Source organism: uncultured Arthrobacter sp. (assembly GCF_947495145.1).
Classification (GTDB): Bacteria; Actinomycetota; Actinomycetes; order Actinomycetales; family Micrococcaceae; genus Arthrobacter_D.
Genome location: NZ_CANLXP010000003.1, coordinates 145,754 through 167,856 on the forward strand (window position 1 = coordinate 145,754; position 22,103 = coordinate 167,856).

The following is a 22,103-nucleotide window of genomic DNA, read 5'->3' on the forward strand; positions in this document are numbered from 1 at the left end:
ATGCCAGTCTAACCGGGCGGTCCGGCACGTCCGGCTGGTTGCGGCGCGTGCGCGAAGAGCGGCGGCTGGAAGCGATGGCGCTAATTCCGGCGTCGGTTCGGCAGAGCCGCAACACCCTCTGGAAGCGGTGGCAGGCCGGCGAAGGTACAGACCATGTCCCCCCAGGCCTCCAGATGCTTCTGGACGCTGTCGGAATCAGGGGTCCAGGATGCGCGCAGTTCGATATCGATGGTGTCCACGCGGTCGGCAAGTGAGCCGTAGCTTTCGGACAGGATGCGTGTTGCCGTGCCGCCTGCAGACCTATACCCGGCATCGTGGTTGTGCAGCGCTTCGACCAGCCAGGTCCACGCTACGGATCCGAGGAGGGCGTCGTTGCCCATGTCCGGCTCAAGTTGCGCCCTGATGTACGTCACTATGCGAAACGTGCCGTCCCACACTTCGGAGCCCTCCGGATCATACAGAAGTATGAACCGGCCGGTGGCGAGCTCCTCGGAGTGGTCCTGCTGAAACGCCGCGCGTGCAGGGCCATGAAGAGGAAGAGGGCCGGGCTGGGCGCCCTGCAGGACTTCGGCTCCAAGCGCTACTGCGTACGGCGCAAGCCGGGAGGGAGCCGGGATTTCGTCGAGGCGAAGCTCAGCACGGGACCGGGCCTGCCGCAGGCCGGCCAGGGCATCCAGAAATTCAGGGGGAACCTGCGAGAGGTCACCAATTGCACTCACCATCGCAGGTTAAACCCCAACCGACCCCTGGACCGGGCAGCCACGCCGTATAGCCGGGCATTGCGGTACTGTGCAGGCGCGAGGGCTGGATCAGGAGGCTCCGACCTCGCGCCGGATAGCTTCCGCAAACGCGTCGACGTCCTCGGGAGTCGTGTCGAAGGTACACATCCACCGCACTTCTCCGGTTGCCTGGTCCCAGTCGTAAAACCGGAACTGTTCGCGCACACGGTCGGCCGCACCACGGGGGAGGATGGCGAAAACCGCGTTCGCTGCCGTTGGCTGCGTGAGCCGAACTCCCTCGATTTCTGATACGGCCGCGGTGAGCCGGGCGGCCATCGCGTTGGCATGCGTCGCCGAGCGCAGCCACAGGCCGTCCTCAAGCAGTGCCACCAGCTGCGCGGAAACGAACCGCATCTTGGATGCGAGCTGCATGTTCATCTTCCGGAGGTAGTCCAGGCCCGTAGCGGCAGCAGGGTTCAGGACAACCACGCATTCACCGAACATGAGCCCGTTCTTGGTTCCCCCGAAAGAGAGGATGTCCACGCCGGCGTCGCGGGTAAACGCACGCAGCGGAACGTCGAGCGCAGCCGCTGCATTGGCGATACGGGCTCCGTCCATATGGAGGTGCATACCCCGGGCATGCACGTGGTCGGCGATCGCGCGGATCTCCTCCGGAGTGTAGAGCGTCCCCAATTCAGTGGTCTGCGTAATCGACACGGCAAGTGGTTGTGCCCGGTGCTCATCGCCCCAGCCCCAGGCCTCCTGATCGATGAGCTCGGGGGTCAGCTTTCCGTCAGGTGTGGGCACAGCCAGAAGCTTCATCCCGCCGATCCGCTCCGGAGCACCGTTCTCGTCCACATTGATGTGCGCGGTCTTGGCACAGATGACCGCACCCCAGCGGGGCAGAAGCGACTGGAGGCCGAGTACGTTGGCGCCGGTTCCATTGAACACGGGGTACGCCCTGGTCTCCTCCCCGAAATGCTCCTGCATCAGCTCCGAAAGCCGATGGGTGTACACGTCCTCGCCATAGGCGACCTGGTGGCCCTCATTGGCGGCGGCCAGCGCAGCAAGAACTTCGGGGTGGACGCCCGAATAGTTGTCCGACGCGAAACCGCGGACATGGGGATCGTGGAGACGGGCAGGTGCGGAAATGGTGTCAGTCACTGGTCCAGTATCTCGTATCAAAATCCCAAGGAAGGTGTCAGGAAGTGAGGTCAAGCCGCTGGCCGTTGATGGTGGCCGCATCGCGCTCGAAGAGACCGGTCATCATCACGGCAAGGTCGCGAACGTGCGTATAGCCCGGGAACCGTCGTTCAGGGCTTTCGGCACGCATCTTCTCATCGAGGAGCGCCTTGACCACAACTACGGAAGCTGCAGCACGTGCCTGCCCGTCCGGTGTCTTGTTGAATTCCTGCGCGACCGCGCGCACCCAGGTTTCAGCTGCAGCCTTGATTGCGGCATAGGATGCGCTGCCGGCGGCAGGCTCATCCACCGCCTTCGACGAGACGATTGCGATCCTGCCGCGCGGGGACCGGCTCAGATCGCCGACGAAGGCCCTCGTAGTGTTGCGGAGGGTGGTGAGAACGGAGCGGTGGAGGAAGTCATAGTCCTCGTCTGACTGCTCCGCTACTCCCGAGCCGCCACGCCAGCCGCCCACAAGATGGATCAGGCCATCCACGTTCGTCCCACCGGCGCGCAGTTCCCGGGACAGGGCCTGGACGGCAGCAAAATCCGTGAGATCGCAGGTTCGACGCTCCACCGACTGAAGATGCCCGAGGGAGCTTTCGAGGCGTCCGGAGTTCGACCCGATTGCGATGACTCGCGCGCCGGCCGAGCTGAAGGCCTCGGCAGCCGCAATGCCCGCCTGGCTTGTGGCTCCCGCGACAAGCACGTTCAGGCCCGAAAGCCCCGGGGATCCGCTCATGCAGTGGCTCCGGTGATACCCGCGGTCGATTCGATGACGGCCTTCATCTTCTTGTCCAATGCCTCGAAGAACATCGACAACGGAAATTCGTCATCGAGCACTGCGTCGGTGAGCCCGCGCGGCGGACCGTCGAGCGGGAGGGCGTCCGGACCCTTGGCCCAGGTTGACGCAGGATGGGGGGTCACCGTTTCCGAGACCAACTCGTAGGCTGCAAGCCAGTGAGCGATCTTCGGCCGGTCGATTGACCGCCAGTAAAGCTGTTGGATCTTCTCGCCGAGCGCAATGACGACGCCGGGAACTTCTTCCCAGTCGATGGAGAGTGTCGTGTCGGTCCAGTGCAGGACATGGTTCTGGTGAAGCCATGCGAAGAGCAGCTGCCCGCCGAGGCCGTCGTAATTGCGGACGCGGCTGCCGGTGATCGCGAAGCGGAAGATGCGGTCGAAGATGACCGCGTACTGAACAAGGCGGGCATGCCGGCGAGCGTCGTCGGAAGCGTCGTCGTCGGCCGCTATTCGCACCGACTCACGGAAAGCGGTGAGGTCGCACCGCAGTTCTTCGAGTGAGTAAAGGAAGTACGGCATGCGCTGCTTGATCATGAAGGGGTCGAAGGGGAGGTCGCCGCGCATGTGGGTGCGGTCATGAATGAGGTCCCACATGACGAAGGTTTCTTCGGCCAACTGCTGATCCTCGACAAGTTCCCGGGCTTCGTCCGGGAGTTCAAGGCGTGTGATCTCCGCCGCTGCGGTGACGACACGACGGAAGCGGGCCGCTTCGCGGTCAGCAAAGATCGCTCCCCAGGTGAACTGCGGCGTCTGTCGTACCGCGACGGTCTCCGGGAACAATACGGCGGAGTTTGTGTCGTAGCCCGGAGTGAAGTCGAGGAACCGGATGGGAACGAATAGCTTGTTCGAGTAGTCCCCGGCCTCAAGCTCAGCAATGAAGTCGGGCCACAAGACTTCGATCAGCACTGCTTCGACGAAGCGGTTGGTACTGCCGTTCTGCGTGTACATCGGGAAGACGACAAGGTGGCGCCGCCCATCGACGCGATCGCGCTGCGGTTGAAACGCCGTAAGGGAATCGAGGAAATCCGGCACTCCCATGCCTGCAGTCTTCCACTGCTGGAAATTCCGGATAAGTGCTTCGTGGTATTCGGCATCATGCGGAAAGAGGGGAGCAAGTTCGCGGATTGACCGGACGATGGTGTCAACGTGGGCACCTGCTGAACCAACCTCGTCAGGGTCGGCGACCGATCCGTCCTTCGCCTGAAGCGCCTGCAGTGCGCCCGCCGCGGTTTTGAGTGCCGTCCATCCGGGAAGCTTCCCGGGATAATCGGTGCATGTCCGGCGCTGATCGGCGTCCAGGGTCTGAGTCACGATTCCTCCTCAAGGTGGTGTGGGTTGTCTCTTGAGGCGAGCGTAACAACAGGACAGCACTTCTGATCCTCAGAGGACCACTTCTTAAGCGATCCTAATGCTCAGATCCAGAGCCAGGGATGGCTAGGACCAGCAGTCTTGATGGTTCCTCACCGGAACGCAGGAGCGGGAAGCGGTGGGCTTCAGTCCTTCGGGACAAGCCTCATGGATACCGAGTTGATGCAGTAGCGCTGATCGGTCGGAGTGCCATAACCCTCGCCCTCGAAGACATGACCGAGGTGGGAATCGCAGCGGGCGCAACGAACCTCGACCCGTTCCATGCCGAGTGTGCGGTCCTTGATGTACCGCACCCTGTCTTCGGCCAGCGGCGCCCAGAAAGAAGGCCATCCGCAGTGCGAATCGAACTTCTCGTTGCTGGTGAACAGCTCGTGCCCGCACGCCCGGCACTGGTACATACCCTTCGCGTGGGTGTCATGGTACTCACCGGTGAAAGGCCGCTCCGTGCCTGACTGGCGCAGCACGTAGTACTCTTCGGGCGTCAGTTCCCGACGCCATTCCTCGTCAGTCTTCTCAATAGGAGTTTTGTCGATCTGCGATGCCGATTCTGGTGTGCTCATGATTGCTTCAACGCCTAGGAGTCGCCGATAAATCCCGAACCCGAATACAAGTGCAGTACCGGGATCCCCAGCTTGTCCTGTGCGCGATTGGCCCAATCTCTGTGAAGGGTGTCAGCTACCGCATGGGGACGAGTGATCACCACCGCCTGCCGTGCGCCGCGTTCCCTCACGGTGTTGACCATCATGTCGACGGCGCTGCCCGGGGCAGTGAGGCCATCGGCTTTTAGGCCGGCCCCTCTCAAGGCATCGAGCGAGCTTTGCAGGGCCTGGTCGGCAGAAACCCGGACTTCCTCATCGCTCGGGCGGTGGGAAAGTCCCTGAAAAGCCTCGGTGAATTCCAGCAGGCTCAGGTGGTGGAGGAATTCCCCGAGCACGTTGGTGTGGCGGTCTTCCGGTATCACCACCGTGTACGTCGAGTTCCCGCCGTCAACAAGGGCGGACAGATGAGCGGCATCCGCGTCAGTCAGCGGTACCTCAGCAAGTACAACGATCGTTTCCTCCATGTGCCAACCCTAGACCCTCTGAACCCCGGCACGTCTGGCACCTAGACAGGCGAACGACACTCCAGGGCGCCTGACCGTTCGCTTCGCTACCGCTTGCGTGGGCAAGAATGGGATCATGCCTCTCAGCTCTCCACCGGCCGTTGCGGACCGTCAGTCATGGTTTCGTTGGGCAGCACTCGGCCTCGGGGCCGGCGCGGCCGCCAGTTCAGTGATCGCGGGCGCCACATCGGCTTTGGCTGCCCACTTCGCGAAAGAGGTGGTCACGCCGCGGAAACGTGAAGAGAACCTCGAAATCCTGGCGGTGGTCCAGACAGGTGAAGGCATGGAGGTAATCCTGCCGGCGAATGAGGACACGACTGTCGAAGGCATCTACAGTCTCTACTTTGACGAGGGCCGCGGGCACGCACGAATCGGCTCGATCCGTTCGTTCGTTCCCAGGGAGGGAACCGTGCAGCGCACGGTGGAGACCGTCTACTCGGGGGATCTCCGCTCGGCGGTCCGTGGCTGGTGGAGCGGCGCCGTCTACCCCATTCCCTCGGCCCTTGGCTTCGCCGATGAACCCGTTGACGTACCGGTTGCCGGCGGTACCGCCCCTGCCTGGCTGGTGCGCGCGGAATCGCCCTCTGCCACCTGGGCGATCATGGTTCATGGCAGGGGAGTGCAGCGCTCTGAGGGGTTGCGGGCAGTGCGCACGGCCCGGGAAGTCGGGATGACCAGCTTGCTGGTGTCCTATCGGAACGATGGCGAGGCACCCTTCGCTGCCGACGGCAGGTACGGGCTGGGCATGACCGAATGGCAGGACATCGAAGCGGCGATGGAGTACGCGTTCAGATCCGGAGCACACGATGTAGTGCTGTTCGGCTGGTCGATGGGAGGTGCGATCTGCCTGCAGGCGGCAGACTCGTCCCGGTATCGCACGAAGATCCGGGCGCTGGTGCTCGACGGTCCGGTTATCGACTGGATGGACGTTCTTACCCACCAGGCAGAGCTGAATCGCATTCCTGCACCGGCCGGCAGGCTGGGGCAGTGGCTCATCTCAAATAGTTTCGGGCGTCTTGTGACCGGACTGTCCACTCCGGTGGACCTCAAGAGCATGGACTGGGTAACACGGGCCGACCAATTGACTGTTCCCGTCCTGATCCTTCACAGCGAGGACGACGAATTTGTTCCGGTGGGACCATCCGCCGAATTGGCTGAACGCAATCCTGTTTTCGTTACCTTCGAGCGGTTCTACCGCGCACGGCATACGAAGGAATGGAATGTGGATCCTGAGCGCTGGCATAGTGTTACCGCCGACTGGCTCCGGCTCAAGGTCTTCGATCGCGTGGAGCCGAAGCGCCTACTAAGCGGCCCCTGATTCCCGAATCTTGCGCTTGATCCGCCCGAGCATTGCAGCCATGCCGCGCATGCGGAGCGGAGTGATCGCGCGGGTGAGGCCGAGGCGTTCGGGTACGTCGTCGGGCACGGCGAGGATCTGTGCTGCGGGCAGCCCGTCCAGGCCTTCCTGAAGAACCCCGGCAAATCCGCGCGTAGTGGGAGCTTCGGGAGGCGCCGAGAAGAAGAGGGACACAGACTTCGCGGCGTCGTCGGCAATGTCAACCGTGAGGAACAGCGGGCTCTGGCACTCGACGACCTGCTCGAGCAGTTCCGGATGATCCAGGAGATGCTCCGGCAGTGGAGGCAGCCCCCGTGAAAACTCGAGGAGGAGCTGAAGCCGGTCCGGTTCAGACAGAGCCTGGAAATCGTCCACAATTTCGGCGAGCTGTTCGGGTAATTCTGTTGTCTCCACTGTCATTCCTCACACTTGCCCCGGGCGGGTGCCCGGGGCGGCTTCTTCATGCTGGAGGTGCCTAGCGGCGTCCGGCCGGCACCGGTGCAATGCCGGGTTCTGCGCCTTTCACAATCGGTACCCTTACTACATTGCCCCATTCGGTCCAGGAGCCGTCGTAGTTGCGCACATTCTCAAAGCCCAGCAGGTGCTGCAGAACAAACCAGGTATGGCTGGAACGTTCACCGATGCGGCAGTAGGCAACGACGTCGTCCCCCTCACTCAATCCTGCCTCGCCGCGGTAGATCGCGTCGAGTTCTTCCCGGGTCCGGAAAGTGCCATCCTCAGCTGCCGCGCGGGCCCACGGCACCGAAACCGCCGACGGAATGTGCCCTCCGCGCAGCGCTCCTTCTTCCGGGTAGGCGGGCATGTGCGTGCGCGCACCGGTGTACTCATCAGCGGAGCGGACATCGATCAGCGGATTCCCGAAGTGATCGAGAACATCCGTCAGGTAGGCACGGATGGGAGCGTCATTGCGTTCGACCACCGGGTATTCGGTTACGTCGGGAAGCGGCGCGTCGGTGGTGAGCGGACGGCCCTCGGCAATCCACTTATCGCGGCCACCATCGAGCAGCCGAACGTCCTCGTGTCCGAACAGGGTGAAAACCCAGAGTGCGTAGGCCGCCCACCAGTTCGACTTGTCGCCATAAATCACCACCGTGGTGTCGCGTGAGATGCCCTTGGCTTCCATGAGGCGGGCAAATCCTTCACCGTCGACATAGTCGCGAGTGACCTCATCATTCAGGTCCGTGTGCCAGTCGATCTTGACGGCGCCTTCGATGTGCCCTGTCTCGTGAAGAAGAACGTCCTCGTCAGACTCGACAACCACGAGCCCGGGCGTACCCAGATTGTCTCCAAGCCACTGCGTGGATACCAGGCGCTCGGGGTGGGCATACTGGGCGAACTTCTCGTTGGAATCTGTTGCAACGCTCATCCGTTGGAGCCTTCCTGCATAGACAATTACTCTTTCCTGTCTAGCGTAACCACGGGCACTGGCGATTGCTTCCGGGCCAGGTCACGCAACGCCATATTGATTCTCGAAGTGGCCCTGCAGAGCCGATGATGCGGTGCGGGAGGACAGGGGCGCTGGCGTATCCTTTCCTAGCACGCCTGCTGAGGGCCTGCTCCCTCGATCGCCGACGAAAGACGCAACCATCTGTGGCAACCATTGAGCATCTGACCCAACGATCGCCCCGGGTTTCGGTGGACGAACTGCTGGACGGTTTTTTCCCGTCGCAGCGTTTCGGGACTGTCTCGTTCGATTCCTACCGCCCCGATCCGCAGCAGCCTTCGCAGGCCGCGGCGGTGAAGGAGCTTCGTGCCTTTGCCTCCACCGTCAACACGCCCGAGCCGAGCGGGCTTCGCAGGTTTTTCGGCGGGAAGCGGGAACAGGGCAGGGCAGGCGTCTACATGGACGGCGGCTTCGGTGTCGGCAAGACGCACCTGCTTGCCTCACTCTGGCACGCTACCTCCGGAAAAAAAGCCTTCGGCACCTTCGTTGAGTACACAAACCTTGTGGGCGCCCTGTCCTTCAGGCATACGGTCGAGGCCTTGAGCACCTATCAACTCGTCTGCATCGACGAGTTCGAGTTGGACGACCCGGGCGATACCGTGCTGATGTCGCGGCTCATGCGGGAACTCGCCGACGCCGGTGTCAAGCTTGCCGCCACCTCCAACACGCTTCCCGGCTCGCTCGGGGAGGGCAGGTTCGCAGCTGTCGATTTCCAGCGGGAGATACAGGTTCTCGCGGACCAGTTCGATGTCATCCGCATTGACGGCGAGGACTACCGGCATCGCGGGCTGCCTGCTGCTCCGGCGCCCCTGTCGGAGCAGCAGGTGCGCCGACAGGCCCGACATTTTCCGGACGACGTCACCGTGGCCGAAGACCACTTCGGTGACCTCGTGAAGCACCTGGCCGGCGTCCACCCGAGCCGATACCGGCAGCTCATCGACGGCATCGACGCCGTTGCGTGGCACGAGGTTCAAACCATCACGGAACAGGCTGTCGCCTTGCGGTTCGTTGTACTGGCCGACCGACTCTATGACCGGGATGTGCCGATCCTGGCCAGCGGTGCTCCGCTGAGCGACCTCTTCACAGAGGAAATGATGACGGGCGGGCACATGAAGAAGTACTACCGCGCAGTTTCGCGCCTGACGGCGCTTGCCCGTCAGGGATCCGAATCGCCGGCCTGAACCCGCGGCCGCAGCGGGCAGCACAACAAAGGCGCCGACGCTGCCTCTCGGCAGGGTCGGCGCCTCCTTGTCGTGCTAAAGGCTGTGCGGGCCGAAAGGCTGAGGAGCGGGCGGCAAGTTGCCGTCCTGACTGTCAACGAATCGACCATCGAGGAGGCCCTTGGGCTACACGGAAACGATCTTTCCCGCGTTGATGCCCATTCCTGCTGCCTTGTCCTTCAACTCTCCAGCCCTGCCTTTGAGCCCGTCTGATACAGACACAGGCACCTCCCTTCTTTCCTGTGGAACCCGTTGTTCCACCGCACCAACAATCATAGGGAACCGACATCCGTCGGCCAAGGGTTTGAGCTTTCGCCCTGAGCGTGATTCACCTTGCCGCCGGCTAAGCAGTGTGAAAGCCTAGGCGGGCCAAGCTGGCACCCGGACGAGGTGCGCCGTACCCGGCGAGCGACAAGACGGCGCTGGAGGAGCAATCGACCATGGCGTGGATAGTGCTGGTTGTGTCCGGAGTGCTCGAGGCCGTGTGGGCTACAGCACTCGGGAAGTCCGAGGGATTCACCAAACTCTGGCCCACGGTGGTGTTCGGCGTTGGATTGGTGCTGAGCATGGCAGGTCTCGCCTGGGCCATGCGGACATTACCCACCGGAACGTCGTATGCCGTATGGGTAGGGATCGGAGCCGCGCTGACCGTCACCTATGCCATGCTTTTCGACGGTGAGGCAGCATCCGTGCTGAAGGTCCTGCTGGTGCTCGGAATAGTGGGATGCGTCATCGGGCTGAAAGTGCTGCACTAAGCGAAGCGCCGGCGTGGGTCGCGAGGAAGAAAGAACAGGCTCCGTCCCTTCAGGGGCGGAGCCTGTCGCTTTGGCAGCTGAGAGCGGACGACGGGATTCGAACCCGCGACATCCACCTTGGCAAGGTGGTGCTCTAGCCAGCTGAGCTACGTCCGCGAAAAGGCGCCTCCCATGGAGGCGCCTTGCGTGGGCGATACTGGGATCGAACCAGTGACCTCTTCCGTGTCAGGGAAGCGCGCTACCGCTGCGCCAATCGCCCAGGTCTTGCAATATCACCGTATGGAGGTGGGGACGGGATTCGAACCCGCGTATACGGCTTTGCAGGCCGCTGCCTCGCCTCTCGGCCACCCCACCATGACCCACCGAAGCAGGATCACCGACTGAAGCCGGCGAATACAGTGACTTGCGAGCGGACGACGGGATTCGAACCCGCGACATCCACCTTGGCAAGGTGGTGCTCTAGCCAGCTGAGCTACGTCCGCAGAGAAAATCGCCGTGTTCCAGTGAGCGTGTACCACCGGCTCGGCGTCTTTCCAACGAGTAAAAACAATATCGGAGGAACAGGGGTTCGTCCAATTGGGGGATCGTCGGAGCGCCTCGTTCGGGAGCCCGCATTCATGCGGTATACCGCGCTCATTAGGTCGCCGGTGCCGAACTGTCAGACGGGGATGACACACTTAAACCATGACCGAGCCGCTCCTTGCCCGTTCCACAGAGCGCGGGCGCATGTATTCCAGATCCGTTTCGGAGCCACCACTGGTTCCTTCGATCACCACCGTGATTTCGCAGGCGCAGAACTCTTCGCTGGACGGTTGGTTCGGGTATATGGCTGCCAGCGCCGTCGCACAGGACCCGCGTCTTGCCTCCTCGCTTGGCAATGCAAGCGAGATGCGAGCTGTGATCAAGGACGCTTCGAAAGCAGCCGAGCGATACCGGAATGATGCCGCGCGGCGCGGAACGCGGGTTCATTACTACTGCGAGCAGGTGGCGTTACGTGACCTCGGGCGGTCGCACCGGCTCGATGAGGCGCGCACAGACCTCGCCCAGCAGGGTGAGGAGGCCTTTGCTGCCCGCTTCGACGAATGGTGGGACCTCTATCAGGTGAAACCGATCGCCCCCGAGATCACGGTCTGGAATGCCGAACTCGGCTATGCGGGCACCCTTGATCTCGTGGCGACAATCGGCGGGCGGCTCTGCATTCTCGATTTCAAGACCCGTGCCACGGACCGCGACGGGATGGTGAAACCGCTTGATGAGAAGGTAGTCATGCAGCTGGTAGCCGGTATGAAGGCTCAGGAGTCGCTGGTCGACCCGCATGCCGGTACCTGGGAACCGTGGAAGTACTCAGACAATCCCATCCTGCTCGGCGTGGCTATCGGCCAGACCGAGGTGCGTGCGCATCGAGCCAATCCGGAAGTCCTCAAGGAGCATTGGCATAAGTTCTGTGCCCTCCGCCGCGCGTGGGAAGCGGGTGGCAATGCAGCCGACGCCGGTCGCCCCCTGCTGGCGGTGCCGCCGCCGCCGCGCGCGGATGATGACGAGCCTGCCGCCTCCCGGGCGGCAAGCTCGGCGGCTCCGGACGACGCTCCGCGCCTGCCCGCGGACGCCAACCGCGGATAACCCAGTCCCGAGCCGAGCAGGCGTGTACTCGACGACCGCTGAGGCGTCCGGCCCGTCCTACAATTGACCAAGCATCCTGAAAGCTGCCACCCGCGCTGCAGCTCTCGGGGGAAGTCGGGCATCAGCCGGATTTCCAAGGCGCAATTTTCCAAGACCAACAGGTGAGGACGCACAACCGGATGGCGGTTCTGAGTATCAGGATGATCGGTGATCCCGTACTGCGGACGCCCGCGGCGAAGGTGACCGAGTACGGTCCGGATCTGGCGCGGCTGGTGCATGACATGGCCGAAACCATGCACAGCGTCAACGGCGTAGGTCTCGCCGCTCCGCAGGTTGGGGTAGGGCTGCGGGTTTTCACCTACGCAATGGACGGCGATGAGGGGCATGTAGTCAATCCGGAGCTGATCGTTTCAGGTGGTCTCCAAACCGGGGATTCCGAGGGCTGTCTCTCCGTCCCGGGGATCGGCTTCGCGCTTCCGCGCGCTGATGAGGTGGTGCTTCGGGGTTTTGATGTCGCGGGTCATCCCGTGCATCTCGACGCCACGGGGATGCTCGCTCGCTGCTTCCAGCATGAGACAGACCACCTGAACGGACGTCTCTACATCGATCGGCTCGAGGGAGAGGACCGCCGTGCAGCCATGCGCGCAATTCGGCACGCCCGGTACAGCGACCTGACTACAGAAACCCTTACCAAGCGCTCGACGAAGGTTGGATCGGCATTCGGCATCGGCGCTTCCTTGACAAAGCACGTCCGGGAGCACGGGAAACACGGGGAAACGGGCGCATGAGGCTGTTGTTTGCCGGTACGCCGCAGGTAGCAGTGCCGTCGCTGAGCGAGCTTCGCCGCGCCGGACATAGCGTAGTCGCCGTCCTTACCCGCGAAGATGCTCCTGTCGGGCGGAAGAAAGTGCTTACACCGAGCCCGGTTGCACAGGCAGCAGCCGATGCCGGACTGCAAGTCATCAAGGCAAACCGTATCGATCAGCCGGTGATCGCTCGCCTGGCGGCGCTGGACCTCGACGCGGCTGCGATCGTCGCCTACGGCGGTCTTGTCCCGCCCGCTGCCCTCCAGCTGCCCCGGTTCGGCTGGATCAACCTGCATTTTTCGCTTCTGCCGGCATGGCGGGGAGCTGCGCCGGTCCAGCACGCGCTGATCAACGGCGACGACATCACTGGCGCATCGACCTTCCTCCTCGAGGAAGGGCTGGACACCGGCCCGGTTTTCGGAACCCTGACAGAGACCGTCCGCCAGGAGGACACAAGCGGTGCGCTCCTCGAACGCCTCTCTGAAAGCGGTGCGGCCCTCCTTTCCCAAACCTTCTCCGCGCTCGAGCAGGGGCGCGCTGTCCCTGTTCCGCAGCGGGGTGAGGTGTCCCTGGCTCCGAAACTTTCCAGCACGGACGGAAGAATTCGTTGGACTGACCCGGCATTGGCCATCAAGCGTCGGATCAGCGGCGTAACACCGGAACCCGGGGCATGGACCATCCTTGGAGGGCAGCGCATGAAGCTCGGGACCGTAAAGCTTCGCCCCGAGCTTCTGGAGATACCCCCGGGCGCACTTGTCGGAAGAGAGGGAGCGGTGCTCGTCGGGACAGGTTCACATGCCGTGCAACTGACTGAAGTTCAGCCCGCCGGCCGCACTATGCTCGCGGCCCCGGAGTGGTTCCGGGGCGCACGCCGAGAGGATTTGGTGTTCGAATGACGCCTGAACATCGCCCGGGAGAATCAAGCCGGCGCAACGAGCGGGGGCGTGAGCGCAACAGATCCGGTACCCGCAAATTCTCCGCTACGGCGCCGGGAGAGCGGACGCGGCGAGCGGATCCTGCCCGCCTGGTCGCCTTCGAAGTCCTTCGGGCGGTTGCTGCCGACGACGCCTACGCAAACCTGGTCCTGCCGACCAGTATCCGCAAGCACCGACTCGGCCGTCAGGACGCGGGTTTTGCAACCGAACTGGCTTACGGCGCGCTCCGCGGACAAGGCACCTACGATGCCATCCTCGCGCGGTGCGTCGACCGCCCGCTCGAGCAGCTTGATCCGGCTATCCTCGACGCGCTGCGCCTCGGCGTTCACCAGTTGATGGCAATGCGGGTGCCGCCTCACGCCGCGCTCGATCAAACAGTCGGTCTTGCTCGAGCCGTAATCGGCGCCGGACCTTCCGCACTCATCAACGCGGTGCTCAGGAAAGCTTCGCGCCGCTCCTTCGTCGAGTGGCTGGAGGTGTTGACAGCGGGCGTCGAGGATCCGATTCGTGTCAGTTCGCTGCGGCACAGTCACCCGGAATGGATTGTGCGCACCATGCGGCAGAGTCTGGTGGGTCATGGGCGGCCGGTAACCGAGATTGATGACCTGCTTGAGGCGGACAATGCTGCGCCGACCGTCAATCTGGTAGCGCTGCCGGGTCTCGGGACCCTGGACGAAGCCATCGAGGCCGGAGCCCGTCCAGGAGAGCTGGTGGAGGGGTCGGCATTGTTCGCTGCTGGAGACGTCGGCCGGCTTGAATCCGTCCGGTCCGGCAGGGTCAGGGTGCAGGATGCCGGGTCTCAGCTGGTTGCACGGGCGCTGGCGGCCGTTGAGCTCGACGGTCCGGCACAAGGCGGTGAGCAATGGCTCGATCTATGTGCGGGCCCCGGCGGCAAAGCGGCGCTGCTGGCCGCGATCGCAGCACAGCGTGGACACAGCCTCGTGGCGAACGAACCAGCAGAACATCGGGCAGCGCTGGTCCGGCAGGCGCTTGCTGCGGTGGACCCGGCAGTCTGGGGCGTGCGGGTGGGCGACGGCCGCACCATCGGGAGCGCCTACCCGAACGGGTTTGACCGCATCCTCGTCGACGCACCGTGCACAGGTCTCGGTGCACTTCGCCGTCGCCCCGAGGCCAGATGGCGCCGCAAGCCCTCGGACCTTGCAGAATTGGGGCCGCTCCAGCGCGCCCTGCTTTCGGAGGCGCTCGACACGTTGCGCCCGGGAGGCGTGGTGGCGTATGTGACCTGTTCCCCGCACCCCGCCGAAACGACCGCCGTCGTACAGGATGCACTGCGAGGCAGGGAAGGGTTCTCGCTGATCGACGCCGGCCCTGTTCTCGACTCGGTGAGCAAGACAGGTTCCCTTAATGCCGGCCATGATCTGACGGCACAGCTGTGGCCGCACGTTCACGGCACCGATGCAATGTTCCTCGCTTTGATCCGCCGGGCGGCGGATTAGCGTTTTCCAAAATGCCATCCCAATGAAAGGTTGTCCATGAGATCCTGCTGTATCCACCCGAGCATCCTGTCCGCCGACTTCGTCAACCTGCAGTCCGAACTGGACCGCATCTCCTCGGCGGACTCGGTGCATGTGGACGTGATGGACAACAGCTTCGTTCCCAACCTGACGCTGGGGCTGCCTGTGGTGAAGCGCATTCAGGCGGTGAGCCCCGTACCGCTGGACGTGCACCTGATGATTGACGACGCCGACCGCTGGGCGCCCGAGTACGCAGCTGTGGGCGTCGCCTCCGTGACGTTCCATGCAGAAGCGGCTCAGGCCCCCATCCGTTTGGCCCGCGAACTGCGCTCAGGTGGCGCGCGGGCGGGCATGGCTCTTCGTCCTGTCACCGCCGTCGAGCCTTATCTGGACATGCTCGGCGAGCTGGACATGCTGCTGATCATGACCGTAGAGCCGGGGTTCGGCGGGCAGTCCTTCCTTGACGTGATGCTCCCGAAGATTCGGCGGGCAGCAGAAGCTGTCCGCGGCGCTGATCTTCCCGTCGCCATCCAGGTTGACGGCGGTATCACCGAGGAAACTATTGTCCGTGCAGCCGAGGCCGGCGCAACTGTGTTCGTTGCAGGGTCTTCCGTCTACGGCGCCGACGATCCCACTGCGGCCATTACCGCCCTCCGGCGGGCAGCGTCCTGAATCAGGCCCACGAGGTGGGCTGCAGCTACCCTGCGGGTATACCGGTGAGGCTGATTCGCAGAGCGCGAGCGTCGGCCGCCGCCTGGCGCAGCACGTTCTGGCGCGGGTCAGGGACCGGCAGGAGCGGCAGACGGGGGAGCACGCGATAGGGCGCCAGTTTGACGTGCGCCACGCATTCCGAGAACAGCTTGGCGTCCCCGCCGGGCTGCAGGCAGTCCGGGGCCCGCTCGGCAAACAGAGCCGCCGCCCTCTCGGCCGCCGTTTCGACCAGCGCGTCCGCCTGATTCGCCCTTCGCCGGGCGAACCGCTGCTGCGACCAGCCACCTGCTGCCGTTCGGGACTGGACATAGCGCGTGCCGTTCTTCGAGGCGATGAGCGTGCCTTTCCTGGCAAGGCCGACGCCATATCCGCCGCGCCGGATCAGGAGCAGCCCCACGGTTACGGGAACGGAGGCCTGCCGAATCAACTCCTTCACCGCGCGTCGGGGCTCGCAGGACACCGATTCGCCGGCAGTTTGATGCTGGCCGAAAGCAGCGAGGGGAGTTGTGATCTCGGCCGTGCAGCCATTTGCTGCCCGCAGGATGAGGACGCCGGGTGCGCCGGCCGGCTGCTCTGCGGAAAAGGCTCCGTTGCGGTCGCCGAAGCGCTGCACCCAGCCCGCAAGGCGCTCTGGCGGGACAAGTACCGACCGGTTGTCCTGCACTGTGCTTTCCTCCCGGCCCTGGGCATTGAGTGTCAGAGGTTCACAGTAGCCTTGGCACTGTGAACGACCTATTCAGCCTTGACTCCGATGGGCATGACGACTCCGATGGGCATGACGATCCGGCTACTGCCCCGGGAACGGAGCGGAACCGGCCCCGCAGCCCACTGCCGGTGCGCATGCGTCCGCGGACGGTTGACGAAGTGGTCGGGCAGCAGCACCTCCTGGGAGTGGGTTCGCCGCTGCGGACCCTGGCCGGGGGTGAGCCTGCCGTTCGGACAGGTGCTCCGACGTCCGTCATCCTCTGGGGCCCACCGGGAACAGGAAAAACAACCCTGGCCCACGTCATCGCACGGGGCCCGGGCCGCAAGTTTGTGGAACTGTCCGCAATAACCGCAGGCGTCAAGGACGTCCGCCGGGTGATGGACGAAGCGCTGTCCAACCGCGACCTTCACCGCATTACCACGGTGTTGTTCCTTGATGAGATCCACCGGTTCAATAAGGCGCAGCAGGATGCACTCTTGCCGGGCGTTGAGAACGGTTGGGTGGTGCTCATTGCTGCCACCACGGAGAACCCGTCCTTTTCGGTGGTGTCCCCGCTGCTGTCGCGTTCTCTCCTGCAGACATTGCAGCCGCTCACCGAACAGGACATCGCTTCGCTGCTGGCGCGCGCGGTGGCGGACCCGCGCGGCCTGGGGGGAGAGGTCGTGCTCGACGAGGATGCGCTGGCGCACCTGGTTCGGCTCGCCGCCGGGGACGCCCGCCGGGGACTGACTGCGCTAGAGGCCGCTGCCGGCGTTGCACACTCTGCACTGTCGGAACCGGCAGCGGTCGAGGATGGGGACGAGGAAGAGGGTATAGCGCCGGGCAGCGACGGAGCCCAGCCTGGACCAGTACGCATCACCCTGCAGCACGCAGAGAAAGCCGTTGACGTCGCTGCCTTGCGCTACGACCGCGCTGGAGACCAGCACTATGACGTGGTCAGCGCGTTCATCAAGTCACTACGCGGCTCCGATGTCGATGCGGCACTGCATTATCTGGCCCGGATGCTCGAATCCGGTGAAGATCCCCGCTTTGTGGCGCGCAGACTGATGATCTCGGCCGCGGAAGATGTTGGCATGGCAGACCCCACTGCGCTGCAGACGGCAGTTGCAGCGGCACAGGCGGTCCAACTGATCGGCATGCCGGAGGGCCGCATCATCCTCGCGGAGGCAGTGGTGCACATTGCCACGTCGCCGAAGTCCAATGCGGCCTACAACGGAATCAATCGCGCCATTGCCGATGTGCGGGCAGGCAAGGGGCAGGGCATACCCGCGCATCTCCGTGATGCGCACTATCCCGGCGCCCGGCAACTGGGGCACGGAAAAGGGTACGTCTATTCGCACGATGAACCGCACGGAATCGCCGGCCAACAGTACGCACCGGATGACCTTGTGGGCACCGACTACTACCGTCCCACCGACCGGGGGGCCGAACGGACAGTCGCCGCGCGGCTCGAAAAGCTTCGCGCCATTATCCGGAAGAGCTAAGCACTGCTAGGATAGTGCGTTGACTGGCAAGTCGCGGCTCATTCATGCCCGCCGCCCATGTCCGATGTATTCGGCCAAGGGAAGGCAGTGGCACAGTGAGGACCCGCGGACTGTAGTACCGGAAAGCGGCCCCTTCCGGCTCTCCGAACGTGGAGGCCAGCGACACTAGAAAGAGTTCACAGGCTGATCGCCGCTGTGAACTGCTTCGCCGCAAAACAGTGAAAGGTAAACGTGGCTAACAACACACGTGCCCGCCGCAAGGTTCGCATTTCGCGTGCCCTCGGCATTGCTCTTACTCCCAAGGCTGAGAAGTACCTCGAGCGTCGCCCGTACGCACCCGGTCAGCACGGCCGTTCCCGCCGCAAGCAGGACAGCGACTACGCCGTACGCCTGCGCGAGAAGCAGCGTCTGCGCGCCCAGTACGGTATCCGCGAAGCCCAGATGACCCGCGTCTTCGAAGAAGCCCGCCGTACCGCCGGCCTGACCGGTGAAAACCTGATTGAGCTGCTCGAAATGCGTCTCGACGCACTCGTGCTTCGTGCCGGATTCGCGCGCACCATCGCCCAGGCCCGCCAGCTCGTGGTTCACCGCCACATCATGGTTGACGGCGCCCGCGTTGACCGCCCGTCCTTCCGCGTCAGCGAAGGCCAGCTCATCCACGTGCACAACCGCAGCGAAACCATGGTTCCGCTGCAGGTTGCCGCTGCAGGCGCACACCGCGACGTGCTCCCGGCTGTTCCCGGGTACCTCGACGTACAGCTTGAGAAGCTCCAGGCACGCCTGGTGCGCCGCCCCAAGCGCTCAGAGGTCCCCGTGACCTGCGAAGAGCAGCTTGTGGTGGAATACTACGCCCGCTGATCCAGCGCCGATTTCGGCGTTTCAGCAGCACAACTGAACATCACCTACTCAAGAGCCCGCGGCGCACGCCGCGGGCTCTTGAGTAGGTAAGGTACATAGGGGAATCGCGGGCACTCGTCCGCCATGCGCCAAGGCTAAGGAGTTGTTCACGAATGTCAGGTGGAGATATCGCCGGGCTGATTGCCGCCGGAGTCTTTGCAGTCCTGGTCGCTTTACTGGCTATTCCGGTGTGGAAGCTGGGCAAGGTCTTCGATGAACTCCGCCAGGCCATCCGCTCGGTCAGTGAGGGCACTACGCCGCTCATCGACGAGGTCACGAGCACCGTGTCCACAACCCACCAACAGTTGAAGAACGTTGACGGAATCACCTCCAACGTCTCTGATGCTTCCGCAAACATTTCCGCGCTGTCTTCGCTGTTCGCCGCGACGGTCGGATCCCCGCTGATTAAGGTGGCAGCCTTCTCCTACGGCGTGCGCAACGCACTCGCCTCAAGGCGTAAGCCGGCTTCCCGCCGTCGTAGTCGCTGATTCATTGCCGATCCACAAGACGGACGCACAACAGACGAGGAATTCTTGATGATCAAGAGGGTTTTCTGGCTTGCGGCAGGAGCCGCCATCGGTGTCGTAGCGGTACGTAAAGTATCTGCGATGAAGTCGGCGGTCGGTCCTGAGGGACTGAGCCGGGCGGTCGCGCAGCTGACGGACAGCGTCGCGGACTTCGCCGACGTGTTCCGTCAGGGGATGCAGGAGCGCGAGACAGATTTGCGCACCGCCCTCGGTATCGATTCCGAGCGCCGCTCCTAAGCCCCGATCGCGTATTCCACCCAACATCGCCGCTGCGCACTGTCCGCGCGCAACACCGAAGGAACCCCATGAAGTCCCAAGAGATCGCCCGTCGCTGGCTTGACTACTTCGAAGGCCAGGGGCACACCCGAGTGCCGTCGGCCTCCCTGGTGTCCAGCGACCCGTCGCTGCTGTTCACCGTCGCCGGCATGGTTCCGTTCATTCCGTACCTGACTGCACGCGAGGTGCCGCCGTACAGCCGGGCCACGAGCATCCAGAAGTGCATCCGGACGGCCGATATCGAAGAAGTGGGCAAAACCGCGCGGCACGGCACCTTTTTCCAGATGTGCGGAAACTTTTCCTTCGGCGACTACTTCAAGCAGAACGCCATCCGCATGGCCTGGGAGCTCCTGACCTCCAGCCTGGAGGACGGCGGGTTCGGGCTGGCCGCGGAACGGCTGTGGGTCACGGTGTACCAGGACGACGACGAAGCTTTGGCTATCTGGCGCGACGAGGTTGGCTTCCCGGCCGAACGCATTCAGAAGATGGGCAAGAATGACAACTACTGGAATACCGGCCAGCCGGGACCCGGCGGTCCCTGCTCCGAGATCTTCTACGACCGTGGGCCCGAATACGGTAAGGACGGCGGACCGGAGGCTGACGAAGACCGCTACATCGAGATCTGGAACCTCGTGTTCATGCAGTACCGGCTTTCGGCCGTGCGCAGCAAGGAAGATTTCGACATCGCCGGTGAGCTTCCGAAGAAGAACATCGACACCGGACTCGGCCTGGAGCGCCTGGCGATGGTGCTGCAGGGCGTCGAGAACATGTATGAGACCGACCAGGTCCGCCCCGTCCTGGACAAGGCCGCTGAGCTGTCAGGCCGCGAATACACCAGCGCGGAGTCCGATGAGGATCCGCACCACCAGGACGACGTGCGCATGCGCGTCGTCGCCGACCACGTCCGCTCGGCGCTGATGCTCATCACTGACGGCGTGACGCCGTCCAACGAAGGCCGGGGCTATGTCCTGCGTCGGCTGATCCGCCGCGCCGTGCGCGCCATGCGCCTGCTGGGGGTTGAAAGGGCGTGCCTTCCCGATCTCCTCCCGGTTTCGCGGGACGCCATGAAGGGCGTCTACCCCGAGGTGGAGCAGGATTTCGAGCGCATCAGCCGCATTGCTTACGCGGAAGAGAAGGCGTTCCTGCGCACCATCGCATCCGGAACTGCCCGCCTCGGGGAAGCCGTCCGCGAGTCGAAGAGCGCGGGCCGGAACCTGTCCGGCGAAGACGCGTTCAGCCTGCACGATACTTACGGATTCCCCATCGACCTCACGCTCGAGATGGCTGAGGAAGCCGGCGTGAAAGTAGACGCAGAGGGGTTCCGGGCGTTGATGCTCGAGCAGCGCCAGCGGGCCCAGGCGGACGCGCGCGGCAAGAAGGCCGGGCACGCCGACATGACGGTGTTCAACGAGCTCCTGGCGACGGGCGAAACCCTCTTCACCGGTTATGACGAGTTGACCAGCGAGGCTGTGGTGCGCGGCATCATCAGCAACGGTGCAGCCGTTCCCGCAGCCCGCCAGGGCGAGGAGATCGAGCTGATCCTTGACCGCACTCCCTTCTACGCGGAAGCAGGCGGACAAGCGGCCGACGTCGGATTGATCACCGGGAACGGGTTCACTGTCGAGGTGACCGATGTCCAGAGGCCGATCAAGGGACTCAGCGTCCACCGCGCTCTGGTGCGCGAGGGGGAAATAACCCAGGATTCCCCGGTGACCGCTGCCGTCGACCGGCAGCGCCGTTCCGCCGGGGAGCAGGCGCACTCGGGAACGCACATTGTCCATGCCGCCCTTCATCAGGTCCTCGGCCCTGAAGCTCTCCAGCGCGGTTCGTTCAACAAGGCGGGCTACCTGCGGTTCGATTTCTCCTGGGGCGAGGGCATCAGTTCAGCGGCCAGGTCGGAAATCGAGGAAGTCTCGAATCTCGCCATCCGCAGCAACCACACCGTCGAAACGAAGGTCATGGGCCTCGATGAAGCCAAGGCCCTCGGTGCCACGGCGCTCTTCGGAGAGGCTTACGGGGACCGGGTGCGCGTCGTGGAAATTGATGGTGAGTGGTCCCGGGAGCTGTGCGGCGGCACCCACGTCGAGTCGACGTCGCTGATCGGTACCCTCACGCTTCTCGGCGATCAGTCCGTGGGATCCGGCAACCGCCGCGTCGAAGCCCTTGTCGGCATGGACGCGTTCCGGCACGCTGCTGCTGAGCGCGCGCTCGTCACCGAGTTGTCGGAGATGCTGAAGGTGCCGTCCCCGCAGTTGCCCGAACGCCTCGGCGCAACCCTGAACCGGCTCAAGACGGCCGAGAAGGAACTCGAGCGTTTGCGGAAGGAACAGCTGTCGAACGCTGCTGCTGCCCTCCTCAATACGGCCGTGGACATTGATGGCATCCGGTTGATCACTCACGACGCCGGCACTGTCGGCAGCGCTGATGACCTCCGCAATCTGGCCCTTGACCTGCGGGGGCGGCTCGCTTCGGGCGCCTCGGTGGTTGCTGTGGCGGGAGTGAGCAAGGACCGCCCGGTAGTTCTCGTCGTTACCAACGACGAAGCCCGCGCAGCAGGGGTCAAGGCGGGTGCGCTGGTGCGCACCGCGGCAGGCATTCTCGGCGGCGGTGGCGGCGGCAAGGACGACATGGCTCAGGGCGGCGGATCCGATCCGGCGAAGGTTCCGACGGCGCTGGAGTCCATCCGCGCCGCCGTAGCGGGCCGGTAGCAGGAGC

General features: G+C 63.9%; 22 protein-coding genes, 4 tRNA genes and 1 riboswitch. Of the genes, 13 read left to right on the forward strand and 13 right to left on the reverse strand.

What is annotated here, in order from left to right:
- Window positions 1-80 precede the first annotated feature (80 nt).
- The 6 genes from Q0877_RS03455 to Q0877_RS03480 all read right to left on the reverse strand — a co-directional run bounded on the left by Q0877_RS03455 (window position 81) and on the right by Q0877_RS03480 (window position 5,136).
- Window positions 81-722, reverse strand: coding sequence for a DUF3000 domain-containing protein (locus Q0877_RS03455; protein ID WP_299165730.1), 642 nt, complete (start codon window positions 720-722; stop codon window positions 81-83).
- 87 nt (window positions 723-809) lie between these two features.
- Window positions 810-1,883: a low specificity L-threonine aldolase gene (locus Q0877_RS03460; protein ID WP_299165731.1), complete on the reverse strand. Its 1,074-nt coding sequence runs from the start codon at window positions 1,881-1,883 to the stop codon at window positions 810-812.
- 37 nt (window positions 1,884-1,920) lie between these two features.
- Window positions 1,921-2,643, reverse strand: coding sequence for an SDR family oxidoreductase (locus Q0877_RS03465; protein WP_299165732.1), 723 nt, complete (start codon window positions 2,641-2,643; stop codon window positions 1,921-1,923).
- Window positions 2,640-4,004 (reverse strand): DUF6421 family protein, encoded by a 1,365-nt coding sequence (locus Q0877_RS03470; RefSeq protein ID WP_299165892.1) that lies wholly within the window; start codon window positions 4,002-4,004, stop codon window positions 2,640-2,642. The genes Q0877_RS03465 and Q0877_RS03470 overlap by 4 nt, the downstream gene beginning before the upstream one ends.
- 194 nt (window positions 4,005-4,198) lie before the next feature.
- Window positions 4,199-4,633, reverse strand: a complete 435-nt coding sequence (msrB, locus tag Q0877_RS03475) for a peptide-methionine (R)-S-oxide reductase MsrB (protein WP_299165734.1) — start codon at window positions 4,631-4,633, stop codon at window positions 4,199-4,201.
- Window positions 4,634-4,647: 14 nt separating this feature from the next.
- On the reverse strand, window positions 4,648-5,136 hold the full coding sequence (locus Q0877_RS03480; RefSeq protein WP_299165735.1) for a hypothetical protein: 489 nt from the start codon (window positions 5,134-5,136) through the stop codon (window positions 4,648-4,650).
- 115 nt (window positions 5,137-5,251) lie between these two features.
- Here Q0877_RS03480 and Q0877_RS03485 point away from each other — a divergent pair, with 115 nt between their 5' ends.
- Complete coding sequence (locus Q0877_RS03485; RefSeq protein WP_299165736.1) at window positions 5,252-6,493, forward strand: S9 family peptidase; 1,242 nt, start codon at window positions 5,252-5,254, stop codon at window positions 6,491-6,493.
- Here the strand turns inward: Q0877_RS03485 and Q0877_RS03490 are convergent.
- Together Q0877_RS03490 and Q0877_RS03495 are read right to left on the reverse strand one after the other, a co-directional pair.
- Complete coding sequence (locus Q0877_RS03490) at window positions 6,479-6,925, reverse strand: SufE family protein (RefSeq protein WP_299165737.1); 447 nt, start codon at window positions 6,923-6,925, stop codon at window positions 6,479-6,481. The genes Q0877_RS03485 and Q0877_RS03490 overlap by 15 nt on opposite strands.
- A gap of 61 nt (window positions 6,926-6,986) precedes the next feature.
- Window positions 6,987-7,898, reverse strand: coding sequence for a sulfurtransferase (locus Q0877_RS03495; protein WP_299165738.1), 912 nt, complete (start codon window positions 7,896-7,898; stop codon window positions 6,987-6,989).
- A gap of 224 nt (window positions 7,899-8,122) precedes the next feature.
- Between Q0877_RS03495 and zapE the strand changes: the two genes are divergently transcribed.
- Complete coding sequence (gene zapE, locus Q0877_RS03500) at window positions 8,123-9,157, forward strand: cell division protein ZapE (protein WP_299165740.1); 1,035 nt, start codon at window positions 8,123-8,125, stop codon at window positions 9,155-9,157.
- 402 nt (window positions 9,158-9,559) lie between these two features.
- A riboswitch (guanidine-III (ykkC-III) riboswitch) is annotated at window positions 9,560-9,622 on the forward strand.
- Window positions 9,623-9,636: 14 nt separating this feature from the next.
- Window positions 9,637-9,951, forward strand: coding sequence for a multidrug efflux SMR transporter (locus tag Q0877_RS03505; protein ID WP_299165741.1), 315 nt, complete (start codon window positions 9,637-9,639; stop codon window positions 9,949-9,951).
- 82 nt (window positions 9,952-10,033) lie between these two features.
- Here the strand turns inward: Q0877_RS03505 and Q0877_RS03510 are convergent.
- From Q0877_RS03510 to Q0877_RS03525, 4 genes are all read right to left on the reverse strand, one after another.
- A tRNA-Gly gene (locus Q0877_RS03510) sits at window positions 10,034-10,107 on the reverse strand.
- A gap of 31 nt (window positions 10,108-10,138) precedes the next feature.
- Window positions 10,139-10,210: transfer RNA gene (locus Q0877_RS03515), tRNA-Val, on the reverse strand.
- A 21-nt stretch (window positions 10,211-10,231) separates the two neighbouring features.
- Window positions 10,232-10,305, reverse strand: a tRNA-Cys gene (locus Q0877_RS03520).
- Window positions 10,306-10,359: 54 nt separating this feature from the next.
- Window positions 10,360-10,433 (reverse strand) — tRNA-Gly (locus Q0877_RS03525).
- 202 nt (window positions 10,434-10,635) lie between these two features.
- Here Q0877_RS03525 and Q0877_RS03530 point away from each other — a divergent pair.
- The 5 genes from Q0877_RS03530 (at window position 10,636) to rpe (ending at window position 15,459) form a co-directional block, all read left to right on the forward strand.
- The gene (locus Q0877_RS03530; protein ID WP_299165743.1) at window positions 10,636-11,571 is read left to right on the forward strand and encodes a cytochrome; all 936 of its coding nucleotides are present in this window, start codon (window positions 10,636-10,638) and stop codon (window positions 11,569-11,571) included.
- A 179-nt stretch (window positions 11,572-11,750) separates the two neighbouring features.
- Window positions 11,751-12,359 (forward strand): peptide deformylase, encoded by a 609-nt coding sequence (def, locus tag Q0877_RS03535; RefSeq protein WP_299165744.1) that lies wholly within the window; start codon window positions 11,751-11,753, stop codon window positions 12,357-12,359.
- Window positions 12,356-13,273: a methionyl-tRNA formyltransferase gene (gene fmt / locus Q0877_RS03540; protein ID WP_299165745.1), complete on the forward strand. Its 918-nt coding sequence runs from the start codon at window positions 12,356-12,358 to the stop codon at window positions 13,271-13,273. The genes def and fmt overlap by 4 nt, the downstream gene beginning before the upstream one ends.
- Window positions 13,270-14,769 (forward strand): RsmB/NOP family class I SAM-dependent RNA methyltransferase, encoded by a 1,500-nt coding sequence (locus Q0877_RS03545; protein ID WP_299165746.1) that lies wholly within the window; start codon window positions 13,270-13,272, stop codon window positions 14,767-14,769. The genes fmt and Q0877_RS03545 overlap by 4 nt, the downstream gene beginning before the upstream one ends.
- Before the next feature lie 36 nt (window positions 14,770-14,805).
- Window positions 14,806-15,459, forward strand: coding sequence for a ribulose-phosphate 3-epimerase (gene rpe, locus Q0877_RS03550; protein ID WP_299165747.1), 654 nt, complete (start codon window positions 14,806-14,808; stop codon window positions 15,457-15,459).
- 25 nt (window positions 15,460-15,484) lie between these two features.
- Here the strand turns inward: rpe and Q0877_RS03555 are convergent, their stop codons facing one another.
- On the reverse strand, window positions 15,485-16,162 hold the full coding sequence (locus Q0877_RS03555) for an acVLRF1 family peptidyl-tRNA hydrolase (protein ID WP_299165748.1): 678 nt from the start codon (window positions 16,160-16,162) through the stop codon (window positions 15,485-15,487).
- Between the two features lie 59 nt (window positions 16,163-16,221).
- Here Q0877_RS03555 and Q0877_RS03560 point away from each other — a divergent pair, with 59 nt between their 5' ends.
- From Q0877_RS03560 to alaS, 5 genes are all read left to right on the forward strand, one after another.
- Window positions 16,222-17,688: a replication-associated recombination protein A gene (locus Q0877_RS03560; RefSeq protein WP_299165749.1), complete on the forward strand. Its 1,467-nt coding sequence runs from the start codon at window positions 16,222-16,224 to the stop codon at window positions 17,686-17,688.
- A 231-nt stretch (window positions 17,689-17,919) separates the two neighbouring features.
- Window positions 17,920-18,546, forward strand: coding sequence for a 30S ribosomal protein S4 (gene rpsD, locus Q0877_RS03565; protein ID WP_299165750.1), 627 nt, complete (start codon window positions 17,920-17,922; stop codon window positions 18,544-18,546).
- Window positions 18,547-18,698: 152 nt separating this feature from the next.
- Entirely contained in the window at window positions 18,699-19,073 is a 375-nt protein-coding gene (locus Q0877_RS03570) for a DUF948 domain-containing protein (RefSeq protein ID WP_299165751.1), read from the forward strand.
- 48 nt (window positions 19,074-19,121) lie between these two features.
- A complete protein-coding gene (locus Q0877_RS03575) occupies window positions 19,122-19,349 on the forward strand; it encodes a hypothetical protein (protein WP_299165752.1) in 228 nt (75 codons plus the stop codon).
- A gap of 68 nt (window positions 19,350-19,417) precedes the next feature.
- Window positions 19,418-22,096 (forward strand): alanine--tRNA ligase, encoded by a 2,679-nt coding sequence (gene alaS, locus Q0877_RS03580; RefSeq protein ID WP_299165753.1) that lies wholly within the window; start codon window positions 19,418-19,420, stop codon window positions 22,094-22,096.
- Window positions 22,097-22,103 lie beyond the last annotated feature (7 nt).